Genomic DNA, 26338 nt, shown 5'->3' with positions numbered 1-26338 from the left:
TCGAAGGCACTCCCGCAAGACACCGCAGCCGCCGTGGCTCCACACTCCCCCCGGTCGTTCCCGCAGCCCCCCTTGGGGCCAAGGCCAACAGCGACCGGGCGGGTTGTCAGTGCCCGGTGAGGACCAGCGTCTGCACGGGGAACAGCAAAGCCTGGAGACGAAGCAGCATGGCGTGAACGAGCCCTACCGCATCGACGGCATGCAGGTAGATGAACTCCCCCATCCCAAGCGGCTCCCCGGAGGACAGCCGGTCGTGGTTGCTGGTATAGGCGTTCACCTTGCACACCGCGCCGGGCGGGAGCTCTTTCAGGCCGTCCTGATAGAGGGGCTCCAGCACGGTCGTGATCGATGCCGGACGCACAGTCTGGCTGGCGTCGACCATTTGGCCGCCCACGCCCACCTGTCCGGAGGCGATCTGGGTCTGCACTTCCGTGATCACCAGCGGAATGATCGTGAACGGTTGGGCGCCGCAAAAGGCCTCGGCCAACATACCGACCTTCAGAACCTGGGCTTCGATCTGGCCGAACCCCGCGATCAGCCGCTGCTTCTGGGCGTCCTTCGGGATCAGGATCCCTGCAGGACGCATCATCGGATTGACGATGTCGCCGGGTCGCAGCACGAATTGACTGACGGTCCCGTCCACGCCGGCATAAACGGTGGTCTTCGCCAGTTCCACCTCCGCTTCGGCCAGCCGCGCTTCCGCGCTTTTCAACTTTTCGGGCAGGAACACGCTGATCTTGGTGTCGATCAGGTCCTTGTTCGCCTGCGCGGCCTTCGCAGCACCCGCCATGGCGTTCACGGTGTTCTGCAACTTCTCGACGTCCCGCTCGCTCACGGCGCTGGCGTTGCGCACGAACAGTTCCTGCCTGGTGTCGAACTCGTCCTGGGCCTGCTTCAAGGATGCCAGCGCCTGCTCGACCTGCGCGCTGGCGACGGCAAGTTCGCCCCTTGCCAGAGCAACCTCGCCCTGAACCTCCGCCACATGTTGCCGCGCCGTCTCGACGGCAGCCTCCTGGCGATTGCTGTCCAGCTTGAAGACCGGATCACCTGCCTTGACTTCGAACTCGAGGCTGACCGGCACATACGTTTCCGACACACGGCCCGGAACTTCCGGCAGGATCGCAATCGTACGGAACGACGCCACCGCCGTCGTTGCCGTCGGATGATAGTAGAAGACAAGTGTTATCAGAGAGATCGTAAGGATCAGGCAGGTGACAATTCCATATCGCAGCTCGTACCAGACCGAATAGAGCGTGATCTCCCGGCCGATCCGCTTGCCCTGACCATAACGGCGATAAAGATAATCCGGCAGGATCGTCAGGATGGAGCAGAACAGAAGTTCGAACATTTATCCCTCCTGCTTGTCCGTGGCCTGCCGAGGCGCGAGCGCTACCTCGCTTGCCGCTCCGGCGGTGTGCGGTTCCGCGAGGACGTCCGGCTCCCTTTCCTCGCGCAAGGGCTCCGGCTCGCTGTCGTGCCGCTGGTCGGCCGGATTGGCCATTCGGCTCAGGGAATTCGCGATCGATCCGAGCGGTGTCATGAAATCCGGGAGCTGCACGAATGCGAGCAGGAGCGCCGCGACCCAGAAGAGATTGTTGTGCGTGAACAGCGCCAGCAGGCCGAGCACGGCGACGAGTTCGAACTGCATCCTGCCATGCTTGTGCGCGAGGCGCTCCGGCAGGGAGTGAAGGTGCAGGTAGAACGTCCCCAACAGCACAACACCGATGATGAGCACGACCAGCATGATCGTCATCAGCGGATCGCCGCCATCCGCCGACGGTATGAACGACGGCAGAAGATGAGGTGCAAGTTCATGTGTAGCGGCAGCCATTCCAAGCCCCCCGGGTTCGCCTGCGGGCTGTGCCCCGAACGCCTCCAGCCCGGCGCATCCACACTAGAATGAAAACCGGCATGCAGAGTAAAAAAAATACAACCGGGAGATACGGATTGTGCCGCCCGGCACCTCGCAGCGGGAGCGCAGTGTGCCGGGCTCTACCGCAGCGCGAAGACGAGGATGCCGGCAGCGAGCACGGCGTTGAGGATCCAGAACAGGGCGAGCCGCCGCACGCGCGCGGTATGCGGGGGCAGCGTTGTCGGGCGGCGCGGCTCAGTCATGCTGGAACCTTTCCGAAATGATCCGCCGAGGTGCCACGCCGAGGCCGAGCAGCGCCTCTTCCGCCGCCTCCATCATCGCCGGCGGGCCGCACAGGACATAGAGCCAGTCGCGATAGCGCGCCTCAGTGAACAGCCGGGCGATCAGCGCCGCGTCGACCATGCCGCGCTCGCCCTCCCAGCCGTCCGGCGGTTCGGACAGCACCTGCACCACCTGCGTCCGGTGCTGCCGGCGCATGCGGGCGAGATCTTCGCTGCAGGCGATCTGGCCGGCATGGCGGTTGCCGTAGACCAGCATCGTCGGGCGCGGATCCGCGTCGATTTCCAGTTGCCGCAACAGCCCCAGCATCGGCGCGATGCCGACGCCGCCGGCGATGAAGGCGATGCCGCTGCCCTGCCGCCCTTCCAGCACCAGGTTGCCGTGCGGCCCGTCGACATGGGCGAGCGTGCCGAGCCGGATGCCGCCGAGCGTCGCGGTGAAGTCGCCGAGCTCCTTGATGACGAAGCGCAGGTCCCGCCCCTCGCCCGGCGCCGAGGCGATGGAGAACGGGTTCTCGCGCAGCGAGAAGACCGGCGCGCCGATGCGGATCCACGCGAACTGTCCGGCGCGGTAGGCGATGCCGTCGTGCCCCCTTGGGCTCAGCACCACCTCCCAGGTGCGCTCGGCGAGCTTGCGCAAGGCCGTCACCTGCCACGGGCGGCGCAGCGCCAGCAGCGGCTTCACCAGATAGACATGCAGCAAGGACAGGACCGCCGCCACCGTCAGCAGCCCCCACAGGCCGGCAAGCTGCGGGTCGGCGCTGTAGCGGCCGGCGTGCCGGGCATGGACCAGCACCAGCACGGCGATGGCCAGCGCGCCGAGCCCGTGGGCGAGCCGCCAGGTCTCGTAGCGCCAGCCGATGCGGTCGCGGGCGATCGACAGGATCACGAAGCCCGGCAGCAGCACGAAGGCGAGGACACCCGTCACCAGCCCTTCCGCCGCGAAGGTCAGCGTCAGCTGGCGTGTGGGGTCGAAGGGGAGCGGCCGGGCGAAGGGCAGCGTGTAGAGGAACGGATGCACCACGACCAGCGCCAGCGCCGTGCGGGCGAGCAACTGGTGGAAGCGCATGGTGACGTCGAGGCCGACGCGGCCGGAGATGGACCGGAAGCGGCCCGACAGCACGAATTCCATCAGCAGGATCGCGAAGGCCACCATCGCCATGCCGCTGGCGATCTCGTCCATCACCGGACGCGGCGGCCGGCCGCTGGCGGCGGCCAGGGCGAGCGGCGCCAGCGCGACGAGCAGATAGAGCAGGATCAGCGCGGCGGCAGGCATTGCGGTTCCCCCTTGGCTCCCGATGATAAGCCGCCGCACCCGTCCGGCAATGCGCGAAAACCGCTAGTCATCCGGATCTGAAGTTCGTCGCATTCCACGGCATGCTCTGAACGAACTTCAGATCCAAAAGGATGACGAGTAAGTTTATGTTTCTATTGTGGTTTCCGAATTTGAAATACGCTCTGGCGCGTGCTGCAAAATAAGGCGTATCTCAAATTCGCCACTCAAGGCGCTGCCGCAAATCGTCCCGCCGGCGTCAAGACCTCGACACATTGCCGGGCGAACACTCATCCTGACACTGCCTTTTCGGCGGATTCATTCAGGAGATTTGAGGCATGACGCTTTTCCGCTCCCTTGCCACGCTTGCTGTCGCGGCGTCCGTCGCCCTTGCAGCGCCGGCAGCCCTTGCCATGGAGATCCGCACCGAGCGCATCGACATCCCCCGCGGAGCGGCCGGCACCGAAGTCGCCGGCATGATCAAGGGCGAGGAATTCGTCGAGTACCTGCTGCCGGCGACGACCGGCCAGCAGGTCAGCCTCTCGCTCTCCTCCTCCAACCGCTACGTGCACATGGGCGTTGCCGAGCCCGGCAGCCGCCGCGAGGTGTTCGACGGCGCGCGCCGGGGCGCGAAATACAGCGGCCGGGCGAGCGAGAACGGCGATTACCGCATCCGCGTGCGCCTGTCGGCCGACGGCGTCGGCCGCAACGAGACGGCCCGCTACGTGCTGACCGTCGCCTCCGTGCGTCCGGGGCAGACCCGGCCGCAGCCCGGCACCGGCGGCGGCCGCCCGCCGGGCGGAAACCAGGGTGGGGGCAATCAGGGCGGCGGCAATGCCGGCACCCCGGAATTCTGGCAGGTGACCGGCGTCGGCGCCGGCGATTTCCTCAACCTGCGCTCGGGTCCGAACACCAGCAACCCGGTCGTGGCGCGGCTCGCCAATGGCGAGGTGCTGCGCAATCTCGGCTGCCACATGGTCACCGGCCAGCGCTGGTGCCGGGTGGAGCGGCCGAACGGGCGCGACAACGGCTGGGTCTCGGCCACCTATCTGCGCGAGGGCAGCAACCGTCCGGGTCGTCCGGACCGCCCCGGAACCGGTCGCCCCGACCGTCCTGACCGTCCCGGCGACGGCCGCCCCGGCCGCCCGGATCGTCCCGAGCGTCCCCGCATGATCATGGACGACGGCGGCCCGGACTTCTGGCGGGTCACCGGCATCAGCGGGCGCGATTATCTCAACGTGCGCACCGGCCCGGGCACCGGCTTCCCCATCACCGCGCGCCTGTCCGACGGCGAGGTGCTGCGCAACCTCGGCTGCGGCCGACTTGCCGGAGAACGCCAGCGCTGGTGCGAGGTCGAACGCCGCAACGGCGATGCCAAGGGCTGGGTGGCCGGCGACTTCCTGCGCGAGGCGAGTTCGCGGCCCGTGCCGCCGGTGGACGACCGCCCCACCCGTCCGGGTCGCCCCGGCCGACCGGGCGACGACCGTCCCGGCGATTGGCGTCCGGGCGACGACCGTCCCGGCGTCGGGCGTCCGGGCCGTCCCGACCGTCCCTCGCGTCCCGATCCCCGACCGGGCCCCGATGCGCGCGCCAGCTATTTCGAGGTGACCGGCCTCAGCGCCAACGGCCTGCTGAATGTCCGCAGCGGCCCCGGTACCGGCTACTCGGTGATCGGCCGGGTCGCCAATGGCGACGTGCTGATCGACCGGGGCTGCCGCGCGGTCGGCAGCCAGACCTGGTGCCGCATCCAGCTGCTCGGCGGCACCGAGAGCGGCTGGGTCTCGGCGAACTATGTGCGCCAGACGCGCTATCGGCCGGGCCGCGGCGGCTGGCGGTAAGCCGCCAACCGAACATCGCCTTGCAACAAATCTCGACGCCCGGGCCTTACGCCCGGGCGTCGGCCGTTTCGGCAAGGCGCTTCAGCGCGCCGAACAGATCCGCCAGCGTGTCGATGACCATATCGGCGCCGAGGTCTTCGGCCGCGACGCCGCCATAGCCGCCGCGCACCACGATCACCTTCATTCCGGCGGCCCGCGCGCTGTCGACATCCGCGCCGCTGTCGCCCACCATCACCGCGCTCGCCGGCGTCGCGCCGAGCGCGGCCGCCGCATGCAGCAGCATTTCCGGCGCCGGCTTGCGGGTGGCGCAGGTGTCGCCGCCGACCACCACCGGCACCAGGTCCTCCAGGCCGAAATGCGCCAGGATCGTCCGGGAAAAGCCTTCCGGCTTGTTGGTGACGACGGCAAGGCCGAGGCCGGCCCGCGCGCCCTCCTCCAGCGCCGCCATGGCGCCGGGCAGCAGCACCGTGCGGCCCGTCAGGTTGTCGCCGTAGAACGCCATCATCCGCGCCACCAGCGGCGCCAGTGCCGCCGCGTCCAGCGTCCGGCCGCGCGCGGCCATCGCCCGCTCCACCAGCTTGGGGATGCCGTGGCCGATCATCCGCCGCACCTCGTCGACCTCCAGCGGTGCGTGCCCCTCGCTGTCCAGCAGCTGGTTGGTCGCCGCCGCGATGTCGGGAACGCTGTCGACCAGCGTACCGTCGAGATCGAAAAGCAGGGCCTTCAGACCCGCTGCATCCTGAATGCCCAAGGCACCCCTCCTGTCGATTTCTTCAAGGTGCCGAGACAAGCACGAAGCGGCGGCAGGGTCGAGAGCATCGACCTTCCCTCAACAGGAAAGACGGCAAAGAAAAAGCGGCGCGGCGGAGGGAGGATCTCCGCCGCGCCGCCGTGTTCGGGCGGACAAGGTGCGCTCAGCGTCCCGCTGCACCGCTGTCGATGTAGCGGGTCAGCACCGGGCGCACGCCATCCGCCCACAGCGCGCCGAGGACGCGCGCAAAGGCATCGGCAAAGGGCTGCCTGCGGCCGAGATCGCCGAAGACGGGCATGAAATCGAGGAAGGCCTGCGGCGTCTCGCGCGCCTCCAGCGCCCGCCGGGTCAGCTCGGCGGCACGCTCGTCGACGATCTCGATGGCGCTTCCGTCCTCCGCCGTGCCGGCGCAATAGCGGCACCACAGCGCCACTTCCAGGGCAAGGCCGTCCAGATCGGCATTCGCCTCCAGCCGCGCCTGCACGGTGGGCAGGATGAATTTCGGCTGCCGGTTCGATCCGTCGAGGCACAGGCGCGGGATCGTGTCGCCGACCTCCGGGTTGGAAAACCGCGAGGCGATCAACTCGAAATAGGCGGCGAAATCGACGCCGGCAATCGGCGGCACCGTCGGGACGATCTCCGCATGGGCGAGCTTTCTCAAAAAGCCGGCGATCAGCGGGTCGGCCATCGCGTCATGGACGAAGTGATAGCCGAGCAGCGCGGACGGGTAGGCAATCGCCGCATGGCCGCCGTTGAGGATCCGCAGCTTCATCAGCTCATACGGCGCAACGTCCTCCACGAACTGGACGCCCACCTCCTCCAGCCTCGGCCGGCCGGCGGGAAAATGGTCCTCCATCACCCATTGGCGGAACGGCTCGCAGGCGACGGGAGCTTCATCTTCGATGCCGAAGCGCTCGCGCAGCAAGGCCTTCTCGCGCTCCGAGGTCCCCGGGGTGATGCAGTCGACCATGCTGCTGGGGAAGGCGACATTCTCCGCCACCCAGTCGGCGAAGTCGGGATCGCTCATGCGGGCAAGGCCCAGCACGGTGTTGCGGGCCACATGGCCGTTTTCCGGCAGGTTGTCGCAGGACATGATGGTAAAGGGCGCGATCCCGGCGGCGCGGCGGCGGCGCAGCGCCTTCAGCAGGATGCCGAAGCTGGAGGCCGGCGCGTCGGGGTGGGCCGCATCGGCGGCCATGTCGGCATGGCCTGCGTCGAAGCCGCCGGTGGTGGCGTCCACATAGTAGCCGCCCTCCGTGATCGTCATCGAGACGATGCGGATCTCGGGCCGCTCCAGCACGGCAACGATGGCGTCGGGATCCACTTCCGCGAAGTCGATCATCGCGCCGGTGACGCGGGCCGTCAGCCCGTCCGGGTCCAGCTCCACCACGGTGGAGAGCCAGTCCTGCCCCTTCAGCCGCTCGCGCATCGCCGCGTCATAAGGCTTTACGCCCGCGCCGATCACCGCAAAGTCGCGGTCGAGCCCGCGGTTGAACAGCCGGTCGAGATAGACGATCTGGTGCGCGCGGTGGAAGTTGCCGACGCCCAGATGCACGATGCCGGCCGTCAGGTCTTCGCGGGAATAGGCCGGCACATGCGCACCGGTGATTTCGGAAAGGGTCGAAAGGGACAGGCTGGTGGTCACTGGAGTCACTACGCTCACTGGGGCCTCTGGGTCATGCTCTCTGGTGCCGGCGCGCGGGAGGGCGCGCGGCGCTGCGTGTTCGCTCATCGGTCTCGTCGTCCGTTTGCCGGCTCAGCTCATCCAGTTGCCGCCGTCGACGTTGTAGGTCTGGGCCACGACGTAGTCGCTCTCCGGCCCGGCGAGGAAGATCGCCATGCCGGTCAGGTCCTCCGCCGTGCCCATCCGCCCATACGGCACAGCCGCGCCGACGAGGCGTTTCTTCTCTCCCGGCGCCCTGCCCTCGTATTTCGCGAAAAGCGCGTCCACCCCGTCCCAGTGCTCGCCGTCGACGACGCCGGGCGCGATGGCGTTGACGTTGATGCCGTGGCGGATCAGGTCGAGCCCCGCCGACTGGGTCAGGCTGATCACCGCCGCCTTGGTGGCGCAGTAGACGGCGACCAGCGGCTCGCCGCGCCGCCCGGCCTGGCTCGCCATGTTGATGATCTTGCCGCCGCGCCCGCGCGCGATCATCGCGCGCGCCACCGCCTGCAGGGTGAACAAGCATCCGGCCACGTTGACCGAGAACAGCCGGTCGAAGCTCTCGCGGGTGATCTCGACGATGGGCGCCATGTCGAACAGCGCCGCGTTGTTGACCAGGATGTCGATGCCGCCGAGCTCCGCATCGGCCTCGGTTACCGCGCGCTCGATGGAGGCCTGGTCGGTGACGTCGAGCTGCACTGCAATCGCGCCGTTGCCGATGGCCTCGGCCGCCTGCCGCGCGCCGTCCAGGTTGATGTCGGCGATGGCGACCCGCGCCCCCTCGCGAGCATAGCTTTCCGCAAACGCGCGGCCGATGCCGCGCGCCGCCCCGGTGATCAGGGCGCTGCGTCCTTCCAGCCGTCTCATCGCAGGGCCAGTCCCGTCTCGTCGAAGCGGTGCAGGTGCTCCAGGTTCGGTGTGAGCGAGACCGTATCGCCGTGGCGGTAGCCCGCCTCGCCCGGCACGCGCACGGTCAGCGGATCCTGCCCGTCCACATTCACATGCAGGAACGTGTCGGAGCCCAGATGCTCGGCCACGCCGACGCGGCCGCGCCAGCTGCCGCCGTCCTGGGCGATGGCCAGATGCTCGGGGCGGATTCCGATGGTGCGGGCGCCGTGCTTCGCCGCTTCCTCGCCGGTGATGAAGTTCATCTTCGGCGAGCCGATGAAGCCGGCGACGAAGAGATTGGCCGGGCTGCGATAGAGCTCCAGCGGCGAACCGACCTGTTCGATATGGCCGGCCCGCAGCACCACGATCTTGTCGGCCATGGTCATCGCCTCGACCTGGTCGTGGGTGACGTAGATCATCGTCGTCTTCAGCGACTGGTGCAGCTCGGAAATCTCCAGCCGCATGTTGACGCGCAAGGCCGCGTCGAGATTGGACAGCGGCTCGTCGAACAGGAAGGCTTCCGGCTCGCGCACGATGGCGCGGCCGATGGCGACGCGCTGACGCTGGCCGCCGGACAGCTGCCCCGGCCGGCGGTCGAGATAGTCGGTGAGGTTCAGCGTCTTCGCCGCCGCCAGCACCCGCCGTTCCTGCTCGGCCGCATCCATCTTGGCCATCTTCAGCGGGAAGGCGATGTTCTTGCGCACGCTCATATGCGGATAGAGCGCGTAGGACTGGAACACCATGGCGAGCCCCCGCCGCGCCGGCGGCAGGTCGGTGGCCGGACGGCCGTCGATCTCGATTTCGCCGGAAGAGACGTCCTCGAGCCCGGCGATCAGCCGCAGCAGGGTCGACTTGCCGCAGCCGGACGGCCCGACGAAGACGACGAACTCGCCGTCCTCGATCTCGAGGTCCAGCGGCGGGATCACCTCCACGTCGCCGAAGGTCTTGGTCACCTTGGAAAGGGTAATCCTGCCCATCGTTCGGGTCCTTACTTGACTGCGCCGAAGGTGAGGCCGCGCACCAGCTGCTTCTGGCTGAACCAGCCGAGAATCAGGATCGGGGCGATGGCGAGCGTCGAGGCGGCGGAAAGCTTGGCGTAGAACAGGCCTTCCGGGCTCGAATAGCTGGCGATGAAGGCGGTCAGCGGGGCCGCTTTCGCCGCCGTCAGGTTCAGCGTCCAGAAGGCCTCGTTCCAGGCCAGAATGATGTTGAGCAGCAGCGTCGAGGCGATGCCCGGCACCGCCATCGGCGTCAGCACATAAACGACCTCGTCCCAGAGCGAGGCCCCGTCCATGCGCGCGGCTTCCAGGATCTCGCCGGGGATCTCCTTGAAGTAGGTGAAGAGCATCCAGACGATGATCGGCAGGTTGATCAGGGTCAGCACCACGATCAGGCCGATGCGGGTGTCGAGCAGGCCGAAGTCGCGGAACATCAGGTAGATCGGCACCAAGACGCCGACCGGCGGCAGCATCTTGGTGGAGAGCATCCACATCAGGATGTCCTTGGTGCGCTTGGCCGGAACGAAGGCCATCGACCAGGCGGCCGGAATGGCGATCAGGAGGCCCAGGAGGGTCGAGCCGAGCGAGATCACCACCGAATTCATGAAATGCAGGAAATAGTCGGAGCGCGAATTGACCTCGACATAGTTCTCCAGCGTCCAGCGGAAGGCGAACAGCGAGGGCGGCGAGGCGATGGCCTCGGCCTCCGTCTTGAAGCTGGTCAGGATCGTCCAGAGGATCGGGAAGAAGATCGCGAGCCCGACGGCCCAGGCGAGGGCCGTGACGACGAGCTTGCGGGTTCCGGTGGCACGACGCGCCATGGTCAGGCCTCCAGGTTCTTGCCGATCATCCGCATCAGGAAGATCGCGACGATGTTGGCGAGGATCACGGCGACGATGCCGCCGGCGGAGCCGCCGCCCACGTCGAACTGCAGCAACGACTGGGCGTAGACGAGATAGGTGATGTTGGTCGAGGCGTAGCCCGGTCCGCCATTGGTGGTCACCAGGATCTCGGCGAAGACCGACAGCAGGAAGATGGTCTGGATCAGGATCACCACGGTGATCGCCCGCGACATGTGCGGCAGCACGATGAAGCGGAAGCGGTCGAACGCGCTCGCCCCGTCCATCTCCGCCGCCTCGATCTGCTCCTTGTCGAGCGACTGCAGCGCGGTCAGCAGGATCAGGGTCGCGAAGGGCAGCCACTGCCAGGCGACGATCACGATGATCGAGGCGAGCGGGGCATGGGCGAGAAAGTCGAAGGGCGGCAGTCCCAGCGCCTTGGCCATGTGGGCGAAGAGCCCGTTGACCGGGTTCATGAACATGTTCTTCCACACCAAGGCGGAGACCGTCGGCATGACGAAGAACGGCGCGATCACCAGCACCCGGACGATCCCCTGCCCCCACATCGGCTGGTCGAGCAAAAGGGCCAGGCCGACGCCGCCGACGATGGTGATGACCAGCACTCCGCCGACCAGCAGCAGCGTGTTGACCAGCGCCTCCATGAAGGCGGGATCGGTCAGGAAGAACTCGTAATTGCCGAAGCCGATGAACTCCTCCATCCCCGGCATCAGGAGATTGTAGCTGAGGAAGGAGAAGTAGACCGTCATCGACAGCGGGACGATCATCCAGCCGAGCAGCAGGATCACGGCCGGCGAGATCATCACGCGGGCGGCGGCACGCGAGTGGGCGGTAGCCATCGGTTCAGCCCCGGGTCAGGTGGTCGGGTCTTGGGAAGGGCGGACCGGCCCGCATGAAGCGCGCGCCGGTCCTCGTCCTCGGCGCAGGCTTACTTGATGTAGCCGGCGCGGCGCATGGTGCGCTCGGTCGTCTGCTGGGCGCTCTGCAGCGCCTGCTCGGCCGAGACCGTGCCGGCAAGGGCGGCGGAGAACTGCTGGCCGACGGCCGTGCCGATGCCCTGGAACTCGGGGATCGCCACGAACTGCACGCCGACATACGGCACCTCGTCGACCGTCGGCTTCTGCGGATCGGCGGCGTTGATGCTGTCCAGCGTCATCTTGGCGAAGGGCGCGGCCTCCAGGTAGTTCTCGTTCTCGTAGAGCGAGGTGCGCGTGCCCGGGGGCACGTTGGCCCAGCCTTCCTTCGAGGCGACCAGCTCAAGGTATTCCTTGGAGGTCGCCCAGGCGATGAACTTCTTGGCCGCCTCGGTCTTCTGCGAGCCGGCCGGGATCGCCAGGTTCCAGGCCCACAGCCAGTTGCCGCGCTTGCCCAGGCCCTTGTCGGGGGCCAGCGCGAAGCCGACATGCTCGGCGACCTGGCTGTCGTTCGGGTTGGTCACGAAGGACGCGGCGACGGTGGCGTCGATCCACATGCCGCACTTGCCGGTCTGGAACAGCGCCAGGTTCTCGTTGAAGCCGTTGCTCGAGGCGCCCGGAGGCCCGTAATTGTTCATCAGGTCGAGATAGTCGGTCAGCGTCGCCTTCCAGGCCTCGCTGTCGAACTGCGGCTTCCAGTCCATGTCGAACCAGCGCGCGCCGTAGGAATTGGCCATAGCGCTGAGGAAGGCCATGTTCTCGCCCCAGCCGGCCTTGCCGCGCAGGCAGATGCCGTAGACCTCGTTGCCCTTGTCGGTCATCGCCGCGGCGGCTTCCTTGATGAAGTCCCAGGTCGGGGCGTCCGGCATGGTCAGGCCGGCCTTCTCCATCAGGTCCTTGCGGTACATCACCATGGAGCTCTCGCCGTAGAACGGCGCGGCGTAGAGCTTGCCGTCGACGGTCAGGCCGCCGCGGATCGCCGGCAGCAGGTCGTCGACATCGTAGTCGGCGCCGAGGTCGTCGAGCGCGACCAGCCAGCCCTGCTTCGCCCAGATCGGCGCCTCGTAGGTGCCGATGGTCATCACGTCGTACTGGCCGCCCTTGGTGGCGATGTCGGTGGTCACGCGCTGGCGCAGCACGTTCTCTTCCAGCGTCACCCACTCCAGCTCGATGTCGGGGTTCTTGGCGGCGAAATCATCCGTCAGCTTCTGCATGCGGATCATGTCGCCGTTGTTGACGGTGGCGATGGTCAGCTTCTCGGCCAGCGCCGGGGACACGGCAAGCGAAATGGCCGTCGCGCCCAGCAGGGCACGGATGAATGTGGTCATGAAGTCCTCCCGGATGCCCTTGGGCATTTGCTATGATTGCGGGCAAATACTCACAAAACAGGCAGATGCCGTCAAGCTGGCGCAGCGTCTCCCGCCCCAACATTCGTTGCTGCGCCGCAAAAACTCATTTTGTTTCAGGGGATTGGATCGCGCTTCCGCTGGGGCACGAAGCGCGCGCGAAGCCCTCCGCGCGCTGCAACCCGCGCCCGCGCGTTCATGTTCCTGGCAAAAGGAGAGGCGAACCTTGCCCCGCCCTCAGCGCGCCAGCAGGCGGTCGGCGGTCAGCTCGTTGGTGATCAGCCCGTTCAGCAATTCCCCGCGCAGCGCGCCGAGGATCGCGTCGACCTTGGCCTCGCCGGCGGCGATGCCGATCACCGGCTTGTCGCGCGCCTTGCCCAGCGGTGCGCTGGCGACGAGATCGTTGGTCAGCCCCTCGATCAGCTCGCCATTGCGGTCGTAGACCCAGCTGGTGATCTCGCCGATGGCGCCGGCCGCGGTCAGCGCCGACATCTCGTCGCGGCTGATGAAGCCGTCGACGAAGAGCGGCGCGCTCTCGCCCATGTTGCCGACGCCGACGAAGGTCACGTCCGCGTCCTTGGCCAGTTCCAGGATGTTGTGGACCGGCTCCTGGTTGTGCAGCAGCGCCCGCTCGCGCTTCGACCGTGCGAAGACCGGCAGCGGCATGGGATAGTGGCGGGCGTTGACCCGGTCGGCCATGCGGATGATGACGTTATAGGCCGAGGCCGAACCGTCGGACATCATGTTGCCGAGCAGCGAGACGACCTTGTGCTGCGGACAGTCCATGGTCGGCAGCTGGTCGATCGAGGCGCGCAGCGCCCGGCCGGTGCCGTAGGCGATGATCTTCGGTGCGCTCGACTTCAGGTGCCGTTCCATCTCGGCCGCCGCCGCCTGGGCGATGCCGACGATGGAGGACGGCGTTCCCGGATCGCTCGGCACCACCTCGCAGGAGCGCAAGGCAAAGCGGTCGGCGAGATTGGCGGCCAGTTCCATGCAGCGGGCGATCGGGTGGTCGAGCCGCACCTTGATCAGCCGCTCGGTCACGGCCAGCGAGACGAGGCGCTGCGCAGACTGGCGCGAGACGCCGAGCTTGCGGGCGATCTCGTCCTGGGTGTTGCCGGCGACGTAGTAGAGCCACCCGGCCCGGGCCGCCTCGTCGAGACGGCTCACATCCGCATCGCCCTTGCCCGCCATTCGCTTCAGCTCCCCTCTCCGGCCGCGCGGCCGCCCGTCTCCCGCGCCAGCTGCGGCGCCATCTCGAAAAACGCGTCCCACCGGTCGAACACCGGCAGCGGCGGTGAGCCGGGCGCGGCATCGCCCGCGTCCAGATGGCTGCCGCCGATGAAGTGCCACACCGCCATGCCGGCGGCCCGCGCCGCCTCCAGCCCCGGCACGCTGTCCTCGATCACGAGGCAGCGCTCGGGCTCAACGCCGCACTCGGCGGCCGCATGCAGGAAGAGATCGGGCGCCGGCTTGCCCCGCGCCACCTGCGAGGCGGTGAAGACGGCCTCGCCGAAATAGCTGTCGAGCCCGGCGAGCTGCAGCGACCGGCGCACCCGTGGCGGGCTACTGCTGGTGGCGACGCAGGCTCTCACCGCCAGCCGCTCCAGCACCTCGAACACGCCGGCGACCGGCTTCAGCTCCGCCTCGAAGGCGAGAAGCAGCCGCTCCCGGTAGTCGCTCTCGAAGGTCGCCGGCAGGGCGACGCGGAAGTCGTCGCGGATGCTCTGAGCAACGCGCGGAAAGCTGCGGCCGAGGAAATGCGCCTTGAAATAGGCGTGGTCGACCGCAACGCCCGCCTCCGCGAGCGCCGCCAGCAGCACCCGCTCGCTGATCGGCTCGCTGTCGACCAGCACGCCGTCGCAGTCGAAGATCACGAGAGCGATGTCGCGTTCCGCGAGCGGACCGGAAACACGGGATGAGGAAGTGTCGAGCGTCTGCACGCGGCGCGGCGTCCTGTTGCGCGGCCGCACCCGCGCGGCCCCTACCCGTTCTTCCTGACGATGGCAGGCCCGCCAAGTCAAGTGCCGGCGGGTCGGCGGGCGTGCCTTGCGAATCTATAATGCACGAGCAAGCCACTGAAATGCATGGAGATTTGCGCGCCCGCCGCAAATATGCCACATTGCGCCCTGTCGACCGGGGGATGCGCTGCATGCCCGGTTCCGCCTTTCGGGGCGCGGTCGAGGTCCGTATGGAAGCGGATCTTCCGCCCCCCTTTCGTTCGCCCGGGCCGTCCGGGCGGTCGCTACGAGGCCTGCACACCGGCTGCCGTTCGCTTCTTCCTGCGGGCCATGGCACGCCGGGGCATTCAGCTTGTGCGGGTGCGAGACTGGCCAGCGCGCGATGTCGCCGGAACACCGGCGGATGACGCTCCTGACACCTTTGTGGTGCGGTCGCTCGCAAATACAATCCGACCGGGCCGTCAGGCCCGCAATAAAGCAGACATGTCCGGCAAGCGGCCTCGCCGCGGGCCAGCCTTGTCGCAACAACAGGGACAAAAGATGAGCGACCAGACAAACGCCACCGGCATTCCCGAGCCGGAAGGCGCGTCCGACATCATCGACACCGATTTCGAGATCGGTCAGCACAATCTGGAGGGACAGCTCGGCCCCTTCGGCTTCGACATCCACAACCCGGTCTTCCTGATTTCCGGCCTGTCGATCGTCGCCTTCGTGATCTACGCGCTGCTGGCGCCCGAGCAGGCAGCCTCGTTCTTCGGCTGGCTGCGGCCGGCACTGACCAGTACTTTCGACTGGTTCTTCATGAGTGCGGCCAACGTCTTCGTGCTGTTCTGCCTGTTCCTGGTCGTCAGCCCCTGGGGCAGCGTCCGGCTCGGCGGCAAGGAAGCCAGTCCCGACTACAGCTACGCTGGCTGGTTCGCGATGCTGTTCGCCGCCGGCATGGGCATCGGCCTGATGTTCTTCGGCGTGCTCGAGCCGGTCTACCACATGGCCATCTCGTCGCCGCTCGGCGTGCCCTCACCGTTCGCGGCCGACGGCTCGATCATCCCGGAGAACGTCGAGGCAGCCAAGCAGATGGGCCTTGCGGCGACCATCTACCACTGGGGCCTGCACCCCTGGGCGATCTACGCCGTGGTGGCGCTGGCGCTGGCGCTGTTCAGCTTCAACAAGGGCCTGCCGCTGTCGATCCGTTCGGCCTTCTATCCGATCTTCGGCGAGCGCGTGTGGGGCTGGACCGGCCACATCATCGACACGCTCGCCGTGTTCGCGACGCTGTTCGGCCTCGCCACCTCGCTCGGCCTCGGCGCTCAGCAGGCCAATGCGGGTCTCGAGCACGTCTACGGCATCCCGAACACGATCACCGTGCAGGTGATCCTGATCATCGCCATCACCTCCATTGCGCTGGTCTCGGTGCTGCGCGGGCTCGACGGCGGCGTCAAGGTGTTGTCGGAGATCAACATGGTGATCGCCGCGGTGCTGCTGCTGTTCGTGCTGCTCGCCGGACCGACGGTCGCGATCCTCGGCGACTTCGTCACCGGTCTCGTGGCCTATGGCGCCGACCTGGGCAGCCTGTCGAACCCGATCGGCCGTACCGACGACGACTACCGCCAGGGCTGGACGGCTTTCTACTGGGCGTGGTGGATCTCCTGGTCGCCCTTCGTCGGCATGTTCATCGCCCGGGTCAGCCGCGGCCGCACGGTGCGCGAGTTCATCACCTGCGTGCTGATCATCCCTTCGCTCGTCTGCGTGCTGTGGATGGCGGTGTTCGGCGGCGTTGCCATCGACCAGGTCCTCTCCGACCCGGCGACCAGCGCGGTCAAGGCCAACGTGATCGACAGCTACAGCCCGGAACTGTCGCTCTTCGCCATGCTCGAGGGCCTGCCCCTCGCTTCCATCACCTCGACCATCGGCATCGTGCTGGTCATCGTGTTCTTCGTCACCTCGTCCGACTCGGGCTCGCTGGTGATCGACACGATCACCGCCGGCGGCAAGATCGACGCGCCGGTGCCGCAGCGGGTGTTCTGGTGCACCTTCGAGGGGCTGGTGGCCATCGTGCTGCTGATCGGCGGCGGCCTGGGCTCGCTTCAGGCGATGGTCATCTCGACCGGTCTTCCCTTCACGCTCGTCCTGCTCTTGATGTGCGTGGCGATCTTCAAGGGTCTGCAGACCGAGGAGCGTTGACGCTCGGCGTCCCGCTTCTCGGGGCATAGGGGGAACGGGCGCGGCCTTGACGGGCCGCGCCCCTTTTTGTGTTCTGTCCGCCATCCGCCCTTCAGCAGGATCAGTCATGCCCTCCTCCGACCTTGCCGCGATCTATCGCCGATACATCGATTGTCTCAACCGGCAGGACTGGGACGAGTTGCACCGCTATGTCGCCGACGACGTTCGCCATAACGGGCGCCCGCTCGGTCTTTCCGGCTACCGGCAGATGCTGGTGGAGGACTTCCGGGCGATCCCGGACCTTGCCTTTAGGATCGAGCACCTGGTCTGCGACCCGCCGATGGTGGCGAGCCGACTGTGGTTCGACTGCACGCCGGTCGGCATGCTTTTCGGCCTTGCCGTAAACGGCCGGCGCGTGCAGTTCGCGGAAAACGTCTTCTACGAATTCAACGACGCCGGGCGCATCCGCAACGTCTGGTCCGTGATCGACACGGCGGCGGTGGCGGCCCAGATTGCGGATGCCGGCCTGAACTGATCCTCTCCTGATCGCCGCCCCCACGCTCCGGCGCTCTGCCCTCACTCCCCTCCGCCGTCCCTCCTCCGCCGTCACCCCACCCTCGGCTNTCACTCCCCTCCGCCGTCCCTCCTCCGCCGTCACCCCACCCTCGGCTGTCACCCCGGCCAAGCGAAGCGCGCGCCGGGGCCCATTGGCTTCCAGAGCGGCAGCGAAACACGCCGACGCGCGCCCACGCCCCGCCTGTCGTCGCGGTTTCGGCGCAGCCGAAGACAGGGATCCAGTAACCCCGAACGGGTCGGCTCAGACCTCGGAACTGCCGCGAGTGCCCCTCGTCGAGGGGCATCCGCTTTCGCAAACCCACACGCCCCGGCGGGTACTGGATGCCTGCCTTCGCAGGCATGACAGCCATGGGGATGGCGACGCTTCCCGCCTCACGCCTGCCGAGGGTGCCGATGGTTCCCGGCTCTCCGGCTTCGCCTGCGGCCGGGATGACCTCAGAGAGGGAGGGGTCGCCTCCCATCCTCTCAGCCGTCACCCCGGACGAGCATCGCGAGATCCGGGGCCTATTGGCTTCCAGAGCGGCAGCGAAACACGCCGACGCGCGCCCACGCCCCGCCTGTCGTCCCGGGTTCGGCGCAGCCGAAGACAGGGATCCAGTAACCCCGAACGGTTCGGCTCAGACCTCGGAACTGCCGCGAGTGCCCTCGAGGGGCATCCGCTTTCGCAAACCCACACGCCCCGGCGGATACTGGATGCCTGCCTTCGCAGGCATGACAGCGGTGGAGGTGGCGAAGCCTCCCACCTCACCCTCGCCCCAGACCGCCCATCCTCCGCGCCACTGCCTCATTTCCCGGCACGAAACGCCGTGTTTCGAACAGGATCGGACGAAAATTGAACTTGTCACACCGACGCCCCGCCCTCTAGCATTGCAGATCGATGGTACCCGCGAGGCAAAGCCGGACGCGGGTGAAAAGGGAACACGGCGAGGCGTACCCAACAGGGACCGAATCCGTGGCTGCCCCCGCAACTGTGAGCGGCGAGCGCTGTCCGAATGCCACTGGCCTCGAGCCGGGAAGGCGGACAGGCGCAATGAACCGCGAGCCAGGAGACCTGCCATCGGCCGCGGCGCGAGCCTTTCTCGCGCCTTTCCCATAGCTCCGCGCACGGTGGGTGCGCCAAGGAGGCTGAACATGCATATCGAACCCGGCGTCGTCGACGGCGCCAAGATCCTTCTCAGCGTGGCGACCGCCGCCGCCTCCGTCGGCCTGATCGGCAAGATGTCGCTCGACACTATACGCCGCGACGGGGGCCTTGCCGCCCTGGCGGTCCGTTCGGTGATCGCGACCGCGCTGGTCTTCTGCTTCTTCGAGGTGCTGCCGACCCGGCCCGTCGGCGTGTCCGAGGTCCATATCATTCTCGGCTCGACGCTCTATCTCATGCTCGGCGCCGGTCCGGCCGGCATCGGGCTGGCGCTCGGCCTGCTCGCCCAGGGCCTGTTCTTCGCCCCGGCCGACCTGCCCCAGTACGGCATGAACCTGACGACGCTGATCGTGCCGCTCTTCGCCATGAGCCTCTTGGCGCGCCGCATCATCCCGGCGAAGACCGCCTACAAGGACGTCAGCTACAAGCAGGCGCTGGCCCTGTCGACCAGCTACCAGGGCGGCATCGTCGCCTGGGTCGGCTTCTGGGCGCTCTATGGCGGCGGCCTCGGCGCCGAGAACCTTGCCGATGTCGGCAGCTTCGGCCTCGCCTACCTCACGGTGATCATCGTCGAGCCGGTGGTGGACCTTGCCGTGCTCGCCGGCGCCAAGCTGCTGGACAAGGCCCGCACCGGCCTCGTCTTCCAGCAGCGCCTCTACCACGCTGCCGCCTGACGGCATCTCTTCCCGGCCGCAGCTTGCGGCCGGTTCCTTTCGGGACCCCGGTCCCGACCGTTTCGGGGCGAACACCCCCTGCCCGTCGCCGTCCGCCCGTTCCGGCATGCGGCGGCGGGACCCGAACCGAACTGCCTGAAAGCTCACAGAGACAGAAACCTGACAGGACCCGAAGCACTGGCGCGACCCATTCCGGGGCGTCCTGATCGACTTGAGAAAAGGATCGACTGCATGACGAGGTTCACTTCCACTCGGCTCGCCCGCACCGCCGCCCTGGCCGCGACCTCAGCTGCCCTGGCGCTTACCGCGACGCCGGCCCTTGCCCATCTCAATCCCGGCGAACACGGCTCCTTCGCCGCCGGCTTCAGCCATCCGCTGTTCGGCGCCGACCACATCCTGGCGATGATCGCCGTCGGCCTGTGGGCCTGGCAGATCGGCGGCCGCGCGGTCGCCCTGGTGCCGGCCGCCTTCGTCGGCACCATGCTGCTCGGCTTCGTCCTTGCACTTGCCGGCATCCCCCTTCCCTTCGTCGAACCGGCGATCCTGGCCTCGGTCGTGGCGCTCGGCCTGCTCGTGGCGCTGGCCGTCCGGCTGCCGCTCGCCGGCTCGGCCGCTATCGTCGCCGCCTTCGCCCTGTTCCACGGCCATGCCCATGGCGGCGAGATCGGCGCGGCAACTGAGTTCGCCTACGGCGCCGGCTTCGCGCTCGCCACCGCCCTGCTGCACGCGGCCGGCATCGCCCTCGGCTACGGCCTCGGCAAGCTCGCCTCCTCGCGCGGCCACGCCCTGACGCGGGTGCTCGGCGGCCTGACGGCCCTCGCTGGCGCCGCCCTGCTAATCGGTGGGTGAGCGGCCACCACTTTAACCGCCCTGGGCCTCAGCGGGGATAACCCGCTCGGGTGCTTTTCGCCCCCCGACCTGGTCCGGAGGGAGGTTTTCGCGAGATTGAGAGCGCATTCTCGAATTTCGGCGATTTTGCATCGGGATTTTGCAAAATCCGTCTCGAAATTCGCGAGGCCGGAAAGACACATGAAAACGCCCGGGCGAGCGAGGTCTCGTCCGGGCGGTTTGTCTTTTTAAAATCAGACCTTTAAGCCTAAGCCTTCGCGTCGCGCTGCGCGATCCAGTCGTGGTCTGGGTGGTTCTTGAAGCGCCATTTGCGCAAGGGGCCGGCCATCACGTTCAGATAGTACATCTGGTAGCCATAGGGCGCCCCGCAGGGATGGTGCCCTTTCGGGACCAGCACGACGTCGCCGTCCGACACCGCCATCGTCTCGTCGAGGCTGCCATCCTCGGTGAAGACGCGCTGGATGCCGAAGCCGGTCGCCGGGTCGAGACGGTGGTAATAGGTCTCTTCCAGATAGGTCATATCGGGATAGTTGTCCTCGTCGTGCCGGTGCGGCGGATAGGACGACCAATGGCCCTGCGGCGTAAAAACCTCGGTCACCAGCAGGCTGTCGGCGACATCCTTGTCCTCCATCGCGATGGGGTGGATATAGCGGGTATTGGTGCCCTTGCCGCGCGTCTCGAAACCGATGTTTTCGATCATCCCGGCCGCGTGCCCGCCGCTGCCCGGCGCGGTGCACACGGCCAGCGTCAGCTCGGTCGTCGCCCTCGCCTCCCAGCTTGAGCCGTTCGGCACGTAGAGGCAGTGCGGCGGCTTGCGCTCGAAGACGCTCAATCGCTCGCCCCGCTCGCCGAAGGAGACCCCGCCGGCGCTGAGTTCGGCTCGCCCCTCGACCAGCACCAGGATCGCCTCGCGGTCGCCCGTCGCCTCGCTCGCGCTCTCGCCCGGCGCCAGCCGGTAGAGCGTGAAACCCACATAGGACCAGCCGGCGCTCTGCGGCGTGATATCGTGCACCTTGCCGTGCTTACCCTTTGGTTTCACCAGCAGATCGGCCATGGCGTCGCTCTCCCGTCTCGTGTGTATCGAGGCCCTGCGGCCCGCCTTATCCCCGGTCCACGCCGGTCTCGCGGGCCATTGCTTTCAGCGCCTTCAGCCCCATCGACTGGTAGGTGACCGGGTCGCGGACCTCCGGGTCCTGCTCCGCCTCGATGACCAGCCAGCCCGAATAATCGTGCCTTGCGGCGGTCTTCAGCACCGGCGCGAAATCGACCCCGCCCTCCGGATCGCCCGGCACGGTGAAGACGCCCCGGCGCACGCCTTCCAGGAAGCTCAGCCCCTTTTCGCGAACCTCAGCCATCACATCCGGGCGCACGTTCTTGGCGTGGATATGTGAAACGCGGTCCATGTGCTTCTCGGCGAGCCGCGCCGGATCGCCGCCGCCGAAATAGGCGTGGCCCGTGTCGAGCAGCAGCCGCGTCGCCGGGCCGGTCAGCTCCATCAGCGCGTCGATTTCCTCTTCGTTTTCAACGATGGTGCCCATGTGGTGGTGGTAGACCAGCGGCACGCCCTCGGCCGCGCAATGGGCCGCGACCTTCTCCAGATCGGCGCAAAATGCGGCGAACCGCGCCCGGTCGAGACGCGGACGGTCGTTGACCGCGACGGCGTCGTTGCCGTGGATAGCGTTGGAGGTCTCGCAGGCGATCAAGACCGGCGAGCCCATCGCCTTCAGCCGCGCCAGGTGCTCGCCGATGGCCTCGATCTCGGTGTCGGCCGAGCGGGTCAGCAGATGCAGCGAATACCAGGCCGAGACGAATTTCAGCCCGTGCGGCGCCAGCGTTGCGGCGAGTTCCGCCGGATCGGTCGGAAACTTGTGGCCGTTCTCGATGCCGTCGAAGCCGATCTCGGCGGCCTGCGATAGGCAGGTTTGAAGCGGAATATGGGCGCCGAGGCTCTGGTCGTCGTCGTTGGACCAGGCAATCGGATTGGTGCCGTAGAGGATCATCTGTTGCGCCTTCAAAGGGTCGAAGTTGGATGAAGACTAGTCGACAAGGTTCTGTTTCTTCAGGGCGTTTTCATAAGATGCGCGTGCGGAGCGGACCTCCTCGCGGGTCGAGACCTCCGGCACCGCAACGTCCCACCAGTGGCCGCCGGCCTCTGTCGTCGCCAGCGGATCGGTGTCGATGACGATGACGTGGCTGCGCCCCGACGCCCTCGCCCGCACGAGCGCGGCCTCCAGCCCGGCGATGTCGTCGACCTTCTCGGCGATGGCGCCCATCGAGGCGGCGTGGGCGGCGAAGTCGATGTCGCTCGGCACCACATGGCGGGCCGTATCGAGCAGGTTGTTGAAGCTCTCGCCGCCCGTCGCCCGTTGCAGGCGGTTGATGCAGCCGAACCCGCGATTGTCGAGCAGCACGACAATGAGTTTCTGGCCCAGCATCACCGAGGTCGCGAGCTCGGAGTTCATCATCATGTAGGAGCCGTCGCCGACCATGACGACGATCTCGCGCTCGGGCTGCGCCATCTTGGCGCCGAGCCCGCCGGCGATCTCGTAGCCCATGCAGGAGAAGCCGTATTCCATGTGGTAGCCCATCGGCCGCGCAGCCTTCCAGAGCTTGTGCAGCTCGCCCGGCAGGCCGCCGGCAGCGCAGAAAACCACAGCGTTTTCATCGACATTCCGCTGGACGGCGCCGATCACCTGGGCATCGCTCGGCAGCGCGTTGCCGTCGGGCGGCGGAGCCGTCGCCGCATCCACGGCGGCGATCCACTCCCGCTTGAGATCAGCCGGCGGCGGCGTGAAACGCTTGTCGCCGAGCGCCCGCCCCAGCGCCTCCAGCCCGTCGCGCGCATCGGCGCAAAGCGGCACGGCGCCGTGCTTGGCCGCGTCATAAGGCGAGACGTTGAGGCTGACGAGCTTTCGCCCCGGCCGGGCGAACAGCGACCAGGAGCCGGTGGTGAAGTCCTGGAAGCGGGTGCCGACGCCGATGACCACGTCGGCCTCGCGAGCGACCGCATTGGCGGCCGAGGAGCCGGTGACGCCGACCGAGCCAAGGTTGAGCGGGTGGTCCCAGGCAAGCGCCGACTTGCCGGCCTGGGTCTCGACGACCGGGATGCCATGGTCTTCCGCGAAGCGCACAAGTGCCTGATGCGCAAAGGAATAGTGGACGCCGCCGCCGGCGACGATGACCGGGCGCTCGGCTGCGCCGAGCAGGCGCGCAACCTCGTCGAGCTCGACCGGGTCCGGCTGCGGCCGGCGCATGCGCCAGACCTTCGGCTCGAAGAAGCTCTCCGGCCAGTCGAAGGCCTCGGTCTGCACGTCCTGGCAGAAGGCCAGCGTGACCGGGCCGCACTCGGCCGGGTCGGTCATCACGCGGAAGGCGCGCGGCAGCGCGGTCAGCAGCTGCTCGGGCCGGGTGATGCGGTCGAAATAGCGCGAGACGGGGCGGAAGCAGTCGTTGACGCTGACCGTGCCGTCGCCGAAGTCCTCCAGCTGCTGCAGCACCGGGTCGGGCGCGCGGCCCGCGAAGACGTCGCCGGGCAGGAACAGCACCGGCAGCCGGTCGACATGGGCCATGGCCGCGGCGGTCAGCATGTTGGTGGCGCCGGGGCCGATGGAGCTGGTGACGGCCATCGCCCGGCGGCGGCCGAGCTGCTTCGAATAAGCGATGGCCGCATGGGCCATGCCCTGCTCGTTGTGGCCGCGCCAGGTCGGCAACTCGTCGCGAACGCCGTAGAGCGCCTCGCCGAGGCCGGCGACATTGCCGTGCCCGAAGATCGCCCAGACGCCGGCGATGAAGGGCGCCCCGTCCTCGTTCATCTGCCGGCAGAGATAGCGCGTGACGGCCTGTGCCGCCGTCAGCCGGATGGTCGTCGTCATGCCGCTCTCCCGTCTGCCGCCCGCGCCCGGTCCCAGGCCGCGCAAAGCGTTTCGTATTTCGACGCCATGAGCGCGATCGCGCCCTCGTCGTCAAGCGTGCCCTCGAGCCAGCCCCGCGCCGCCTCGAAGAAGATGGTGCGCCCGACGGCGAATCCCTTGACCAGCGGGAAGCGGGCGGCCTCCGCGAAACTGGCCTCCAGCTCCTCCATCGGCGCGTCGAGACCGAGCACGACGATACCTCTTACGTGCGGATCGTTCTCGGAAATCGCGGCACAGGTCTGCGCCCAGGCGGCGGCGGAGACGGAGGGCTCCAGCTTCCACCAGTCGGGATAGACGCCGATCTCGTAGAAGCGACGGATCAGCTTCGCCGTGGTGTCGTCGCCGACCGGTCCGACCTTCGACGGTATCACCTCCAACAGGAACTCAAGGCCATTGGCGCGAGCCGCGCGGGCGAGCCGCAGCACCGTCGCTTCCTGGCCCGCGCGCATTGCCTCGTCGTCGTCCGGATGGCAGAAGCACAGGACCTTGACCACATGATCGGCCGGCCATTCGGCAAGGCCGGTGCCGTAGTCCGGGCCGATCTCCAGTTCCAGCGGCCGGGAGCCCGGCAGTTCCACGGGGCGGCCGATCCACAGTCCGGTGCCGGCGGCGGCGAACAGCGCCTCCTCGCCGAGCCGGCCGTCGCTCAGGATGCCGTAGCCCGGCCGTCCCGCCTGCACCCGGCGGGCGGCGGCAAGGCAGAGCGACTTGAAGGCGGGAATGCGGGCCGGATCGGCGCCCAGGTCGGCGGCCAGATCCTCCAGCTGCTTGCGGTGGTCGAAGGCGAAGACGCGCATCACCGGCCAGTCGCCCTTGCGGGTGGTCGACCAGTGGATCTGCTCCAGCTCCGCGTCCTTGCGCAGCGCCGGCACGCGCACGCCGCGCTGCAGGAAGAAGCACAGCTCCTCCCAGCTCGGATAGGACGGCGTGCAGCCGTGCCGCGAGACGGCGAGCGCGCCGCAAGCATTGGCATAGGTGAGTGCCCGCTCCCAGCCCTCGTCGCGCAGCCAGCCGCGCAAGAGGCCGGACATGAAACCGTCGCCCGCGCCCAGCACGTTGAACACCTCGATGGGAAAACCGGGGCCGGAGATGCCCTGGTCGAGGTCGCCGGGGATCTCGCCCTCGAAGGCGACCGCGCCCATCGGCCCGCGCTTGCACACGAGCGTTGCGGCCGAGATCGCCCGCACGGCGCTGAGGGCCGCCAGCGTATCGGTGGTGCCGCCGGCGATGTGGAACTCCTCCTCCGTGCCGACGATCAGGTCGAAGAGATGGAGATGCGACTGCAGCTTGGCGGTGACGGCGCGGGACGCGATGAAGCGGCTTTCGCCGGCATCGTGCCCGGCAAGACCCCAGAGATTGGGCCGGTAGTCGATGTCGAGCGCGGTGCGGGCGCCGTTTTCGCGGGCAAGGCGCAGGGCCTTCAGCACCGCCGCCTCCGTGCGCGGGTTCGAAAGGTGCGTGCCGGTGACGGTGACGCAGCCGGCCTCGGCGATGAAATCCGGGTCGATGTCGCCCTCGTCCAGCGCCATGTCGGCGCAGTTCTCGCGGTAGAAGATCAGCGGAAACTGCTCGCGGTCGCGAATGCCGAGGAGCACGAGCGCAGTCAGCCGCTTGGGATCGGTCTTGACGCCGCGCACATCGACGCCCTCGCGCACCAGTTCCTCTCGGATGAAGCGGCCCATGTGTTCGTCGCCGACGCGGGTGATCAGCGCGGAGCGCAGGCCGAGCCGGGCGGTGCCGGCGGCCATGTTGGTGGGCGAGCCGCCGATATACTTGGCAAAGCCGCGCATATCCTCCAGCCGGCCGCCGACCTGGGAGCCGTAGAGATCGACCGAGGCGCGGCCGATGGTGATGACATCGAGCGGCCGCGCGTCCCGACCCTGCTGCGAACCCATGACAACCTCTCCCCGACCTCGCGGAACCGCCGAGACGCCCGCGCAGGCGCCATAAAACGGAACATAAATTCCATTCTGGCCGACTGCAACCGCTTTATCGCCCGCGCATGGTGGATAACCGCATGGGAGACGGCGTAGGCGGGCAAGGTGGGCATTGCTGACGAGGCCGAGTGAATTGGCCGGTTTCCGCCTGTTATCAAGCTCCTAGAGAATCACGCAACAGCCGCCCCTCCCACCGTGGACGCCGGTTGCGAAGCAATCGCCGCACCCGGTCGCAATGCCTGCCCGCGCCGGTCCGACGGGGCCAACCGGCACCCTCGCTCTCCCGCTCCGGCAAGGAGGATAGGCCTGTATGGCGCATTGCACAGCCGTGCATAAACAGCATATGGAATTTTTGTTCCAAATTGACGGAAGAGGCTGCACAAGCGATTTTCATTGCATCGCAACATCAAACGTGGTCTATGCCTGCCAACGGCGTCCGCGTGGAGACAC

The 26338-nt window shown here is 67.7% G+C and carries 22 protein-coding genes and 1 riboswitch; of the genes, 5 read left to right on the top strand and 17 right to left on the bottom strand.

Annotated features, from left to right (window positions below):
* Window positions 1–106: 106 nt before the first annotated feature.
* The 4 genes from MNI96_RS19465 to MNI96_RS19455 form a co-directional block, all read right to left on the bottom strand.
* Window positions 107–1348, bottom strand: coding sequence for an HlyD family secretion protein (locus tag MNI96_RS19465; protein ID WP_249695835.1), 1242 nt, complete (start codon window positions 1346–1348; stop codon window positions 107–109).
* Window positions 1349–1753 carry a hypothetical protein gene (locus MNI96_RS19460; RefSeq protein ID WP_249695833.1) on the bottom strand — a complete coding sequence of 135 codons (405 nt, stop codon included), beginning with the start codon at window positions 1751–1753 and terminating at the stop codon, window positions 1349–1351.
* A 239-nt stretch (window positions 1754–1992) separates the two neighbouring features.
* Window positions 1993–2115: a hypothetical protein gene (locus MNI96_RS21915; protein ID WP_283776583.1), complete on the bottom strand. Its 123-nt coding sequence runs from the start codon at window positions 2113–2115 to the stop codon at window positions 1993–1995.
* Window positions 2108–3427 (bottom strand): ferredoxin reductase family protein, encoded by a 1320-nt coding sequence (locus MNI96_RS19455; RefSeq protein WP_249695830.1) that lies wholly within the window; start codon window positions 3425–3427, stop codon window positions 2108–2110. Before MNI96_RS19455 ends, MNI96_RS21915 begins: the two co-directional genes overlap by 8 nt.
* Before the next feature lie 335 nt (window positions 3428–3762).
* On the opposite strand from MNI96_RS19455, the gene MNI96_RS19450 reads away from it, so the two are divergent.
* Window positions 3763–5262 carry an SH3 domain-containing protein gene (locus MNI96_RS19450; protein ID WP_249695828.1) on the top strand — a complete coding sequence of 500 codons (1500 nt, stop codon included), beginning with the start codon at window positions 3763–3765 and terminating at the stop codon, window positions 5260–5262.
* 46 nt (window positions 5263–5308) lie between these two features.
* On the opposite strand, the gene gph is transcribed toward MNI96_RS19450, so the two are convergent.
* The 9 genes from gph to MNI96_RS19405 form a co-directional block, all read right to left on the bottom strand.
* Window positions 5309–6013, bottom strand: a complete 705-nt coding sequence (gph, locus tag MNI96_RS19445; RefSeq protein ID WP_249695826.1) for a phosphoglycolate phosphatase — start codon at window positions 6011–6013, stop codon at window positions 5309–5311.
* Between the two features lie 163 nt (window positions 6014–6176).
* On the bottom strand, window positions 6177–7658 hold the full coding sequence (locus MNI96_RS19440) for a mannitol dehydrogenase family protein (protein WP_502960363.1): 1482 nt from the start codon (window positions 7656–7658) through the stop codon (window positions 6177–6179).
* Between the two features lie 111 nt (window positions 7659–7769).
* The gene (locus MNI96_RS19435; RefSeq protein ID WP_249695824.1) at window positions 7770–8543 is read right to left on the bottom strand and encodes an L-iditol 2-dehydrogenase; all 774 of its coding nucleotides are present in this window, start codon (window positions 8541–8543) and stop codon (window positions 7770–7772) included.
* Window positions 8540–9541: an ABC transporter ATP-binding protein gene (locus MNI96_RS19430; protein ID WP_249695822.1), complete on the bottom strand. Its 1002-nt coding sequence runs from the start codon at window positions 9539–9541 to the stop codon at window positions 8540–8542. The genes MNI96_RS19435 and MNI96_RS19430 overlap by 4 nt, the downstream gene beginning before the upstream one ends.
* An 11-nt stretch (window positions 9542–9552) precedes the next feature.
* Window positions 9553–10383: a carbohydrate ABC transporter permease gene (locus MNI96_RS19425; protein WP_249695820.1), complete on the bottom strand. Its 831-nt coding sequence runs from the start codon at window positions 10381–10383 to the stop codon at window positions 9553–9555.
* 2 nt (window positions 10384–10385) lie between these two features.
* A complete protein-coding gene (locus tag MNI96_RS19420; protein ID WP_249695818.1) occupies window positions 10386–11258 on the bottom strand; it encodes a carbohydrate ABC transporter permease in 873 nt (290 codons plus the stop codon).
* Between the two features lie 89 nt (window positions 11259–11347).
* A complete protein-coding gene (locus tag MNI96_RS19415) occupies window positions 11348–12661 on the bottom strand; it encodes an ABC transporter substrate-binding protein (RefSeq protein WP_249695816.1) in 1314 nt (437 codons plus the stop codon).
* 255 nt (window positions 12662–12916) lie between these two features.
* Window positions 12917–13873 (bottom strand): sugar-binding transcriptional regulator, encoded by a 957-nt coding sequence (locus MNI96_RS19410; protein WP_249695815.1) that lies wholly within the window; start codon window positions 13871–13873, stop codon window positions 12917–12919.
* Between the two features lie 5 nt (window positions 13874–13878).
* Window positions 13879–14622 carry an HAD family hydrolase gene (locus tag MNI96_RS19405; RefSeq protein WP_249695813.1) on the bottom strand — a complete coding sequence of 248 codons (744 nt, stop codon included), beginning with the start codon at window positions 14620–14622 and terminating at the stop codon, window positions 13879–13881.
* A 558-nt stretch (window positions 14623–15180) separates the two neighbouring features.
* Here MNI96_RS19405 and MNI96_RS19400 point away from each other — a divergent pair.
* The 4 genes from MNI96_RS19400 (at window position 15181) to MNI96_RS19385 (ending at window position 20040) form a co-directional block, all read left to right on the top strand.
* Window positions 15181–16821 (top strand): BCCT family transporter, encoded by a 1641-nt coding sequence (locus tag MNI96_RS19400; RefSeq protein WP_249695811.1) that lies wholly within the window; start codon window positions 15181–15183, stop codon window positions 16819–16821.
* Window positions 16822–16927: 106 nt separating this feature from the next.
* Window positions 16928–17335 (top strand): ester cyclase, encoded by a 408-nt coding sequence (locus tag MNI96_RS19395; RefSeq protein ID WP_249695809.1) that lies wholly within the window; start codon window positions 16928–16930, stop codon window positions 17333–17335.
* Window positions 17336–18237: 902 nt separating this feature from the next.
* Window positions 18238–18449: riboswitch (cobalamin riboswitch) on the top strand.
* Between the two features lie 58 nt (window positions 18450–18507).
* The gene (locus tag MNI96_RS19390) at window positions 18508–19191 is read left to right on the top strand and encodes an energy-coupling factor ABC transporter permease (protein ID WP_249695806.1); all 684 of its coding nucleotides are present in this window, start codon (window positions 18508–18510) and stop codon (window positions 19189–19191) included.
* 231 nt (window positions 19192–19422) lie between these two features.
* Entirely contained in the window at window positions 19423–20040 is a 618-nt protein-coding gene (locus tag MNI96_RS19385) for a HupE/UreJ family protein (RefSeq protein ID WP_249695804.1), read from the top strand.
* Between the two features lie 247 nt (window positions 20041–20287).
* Here the strand turns inward: MNI96_RS19385 and iolB are convergent, their stop codons facing one another.
* The 4 genes from iolB to MNI96_RS19365 are packed head-to-tail and all read right to left on the bottom strand — an operon-like array spanning window position 20288 to window position 25846.
* Window positions 20288–21094 (bottom strand): 5-deoxy-glucuronate isomerase, encoded by an 807-nt coding sequence (iolB, locus tag MNI96_RS19380; RefSeq protein WP_249695802.1) that lies wholly within the window; start codon window positions 21092–21094, stop codon window positions 20288–20290.
* 46 nt (window positions 21095–21140) lie between these two features.
* The gene (gene iolE / locus MNI96_RS19375; RefSeq protein WP_249695800.1) at window positions 21141–22040 is read right to left on the bottom strand and encodes a myo-inosose-2 dehydratase; all 900 of its coding nucleotides are present in this window, start codon (window positions 22038–22040) and stop codon (window positions 21141–21143) included.
* A 36-nt stretch (window positions 22041–22076) separates the two neighbouring features.
* A complete protein-coding gene (iolD, locus tag MNI96_RS19370; protein WP_249695798.1) occupies window positions 22077–23912 on the bottom strand; it encodes a 3D-(3,5/4)-trihydroxycyclohexane-1,2-dione acylhydrolase (decyclizing) in 1836 nt (611 codons plus the stop codon).
* On the bottom strand, window positions 23909–25846 hold the full coding sequence (locus MNI96_RS19365) for a bifunctional 5-dehydro-2-deoxygluconokinase/5-dehydro-2-deoxyphosphogluconate aldolase (protein ID WP_249695796.1): 1938 nt from the start codon (window positions 25844–25846) through the stop codon (window positions 23909–23911). Before MNI96_RS19365 ends, iolD begins: the two co-directional genes overlap by 4 nt.
* Between the last annotated feature and the right edge of the window lie 492 nt (window positions 25847–26338).

It is taken from the genome of Stappia sp. WLB 29, from assembly GCF_023507705.1.
Lineage (GTDB): Bacteria > Pseudomonadota > Alphaproteobacteria > Rhizobiales > Stappiaceae > Stappia.
The sequence above is the reverse complement of the archived record's forward strand: the minus strand, read 5'-3'. Positions and strand labels throughout refer to the sequence as shown.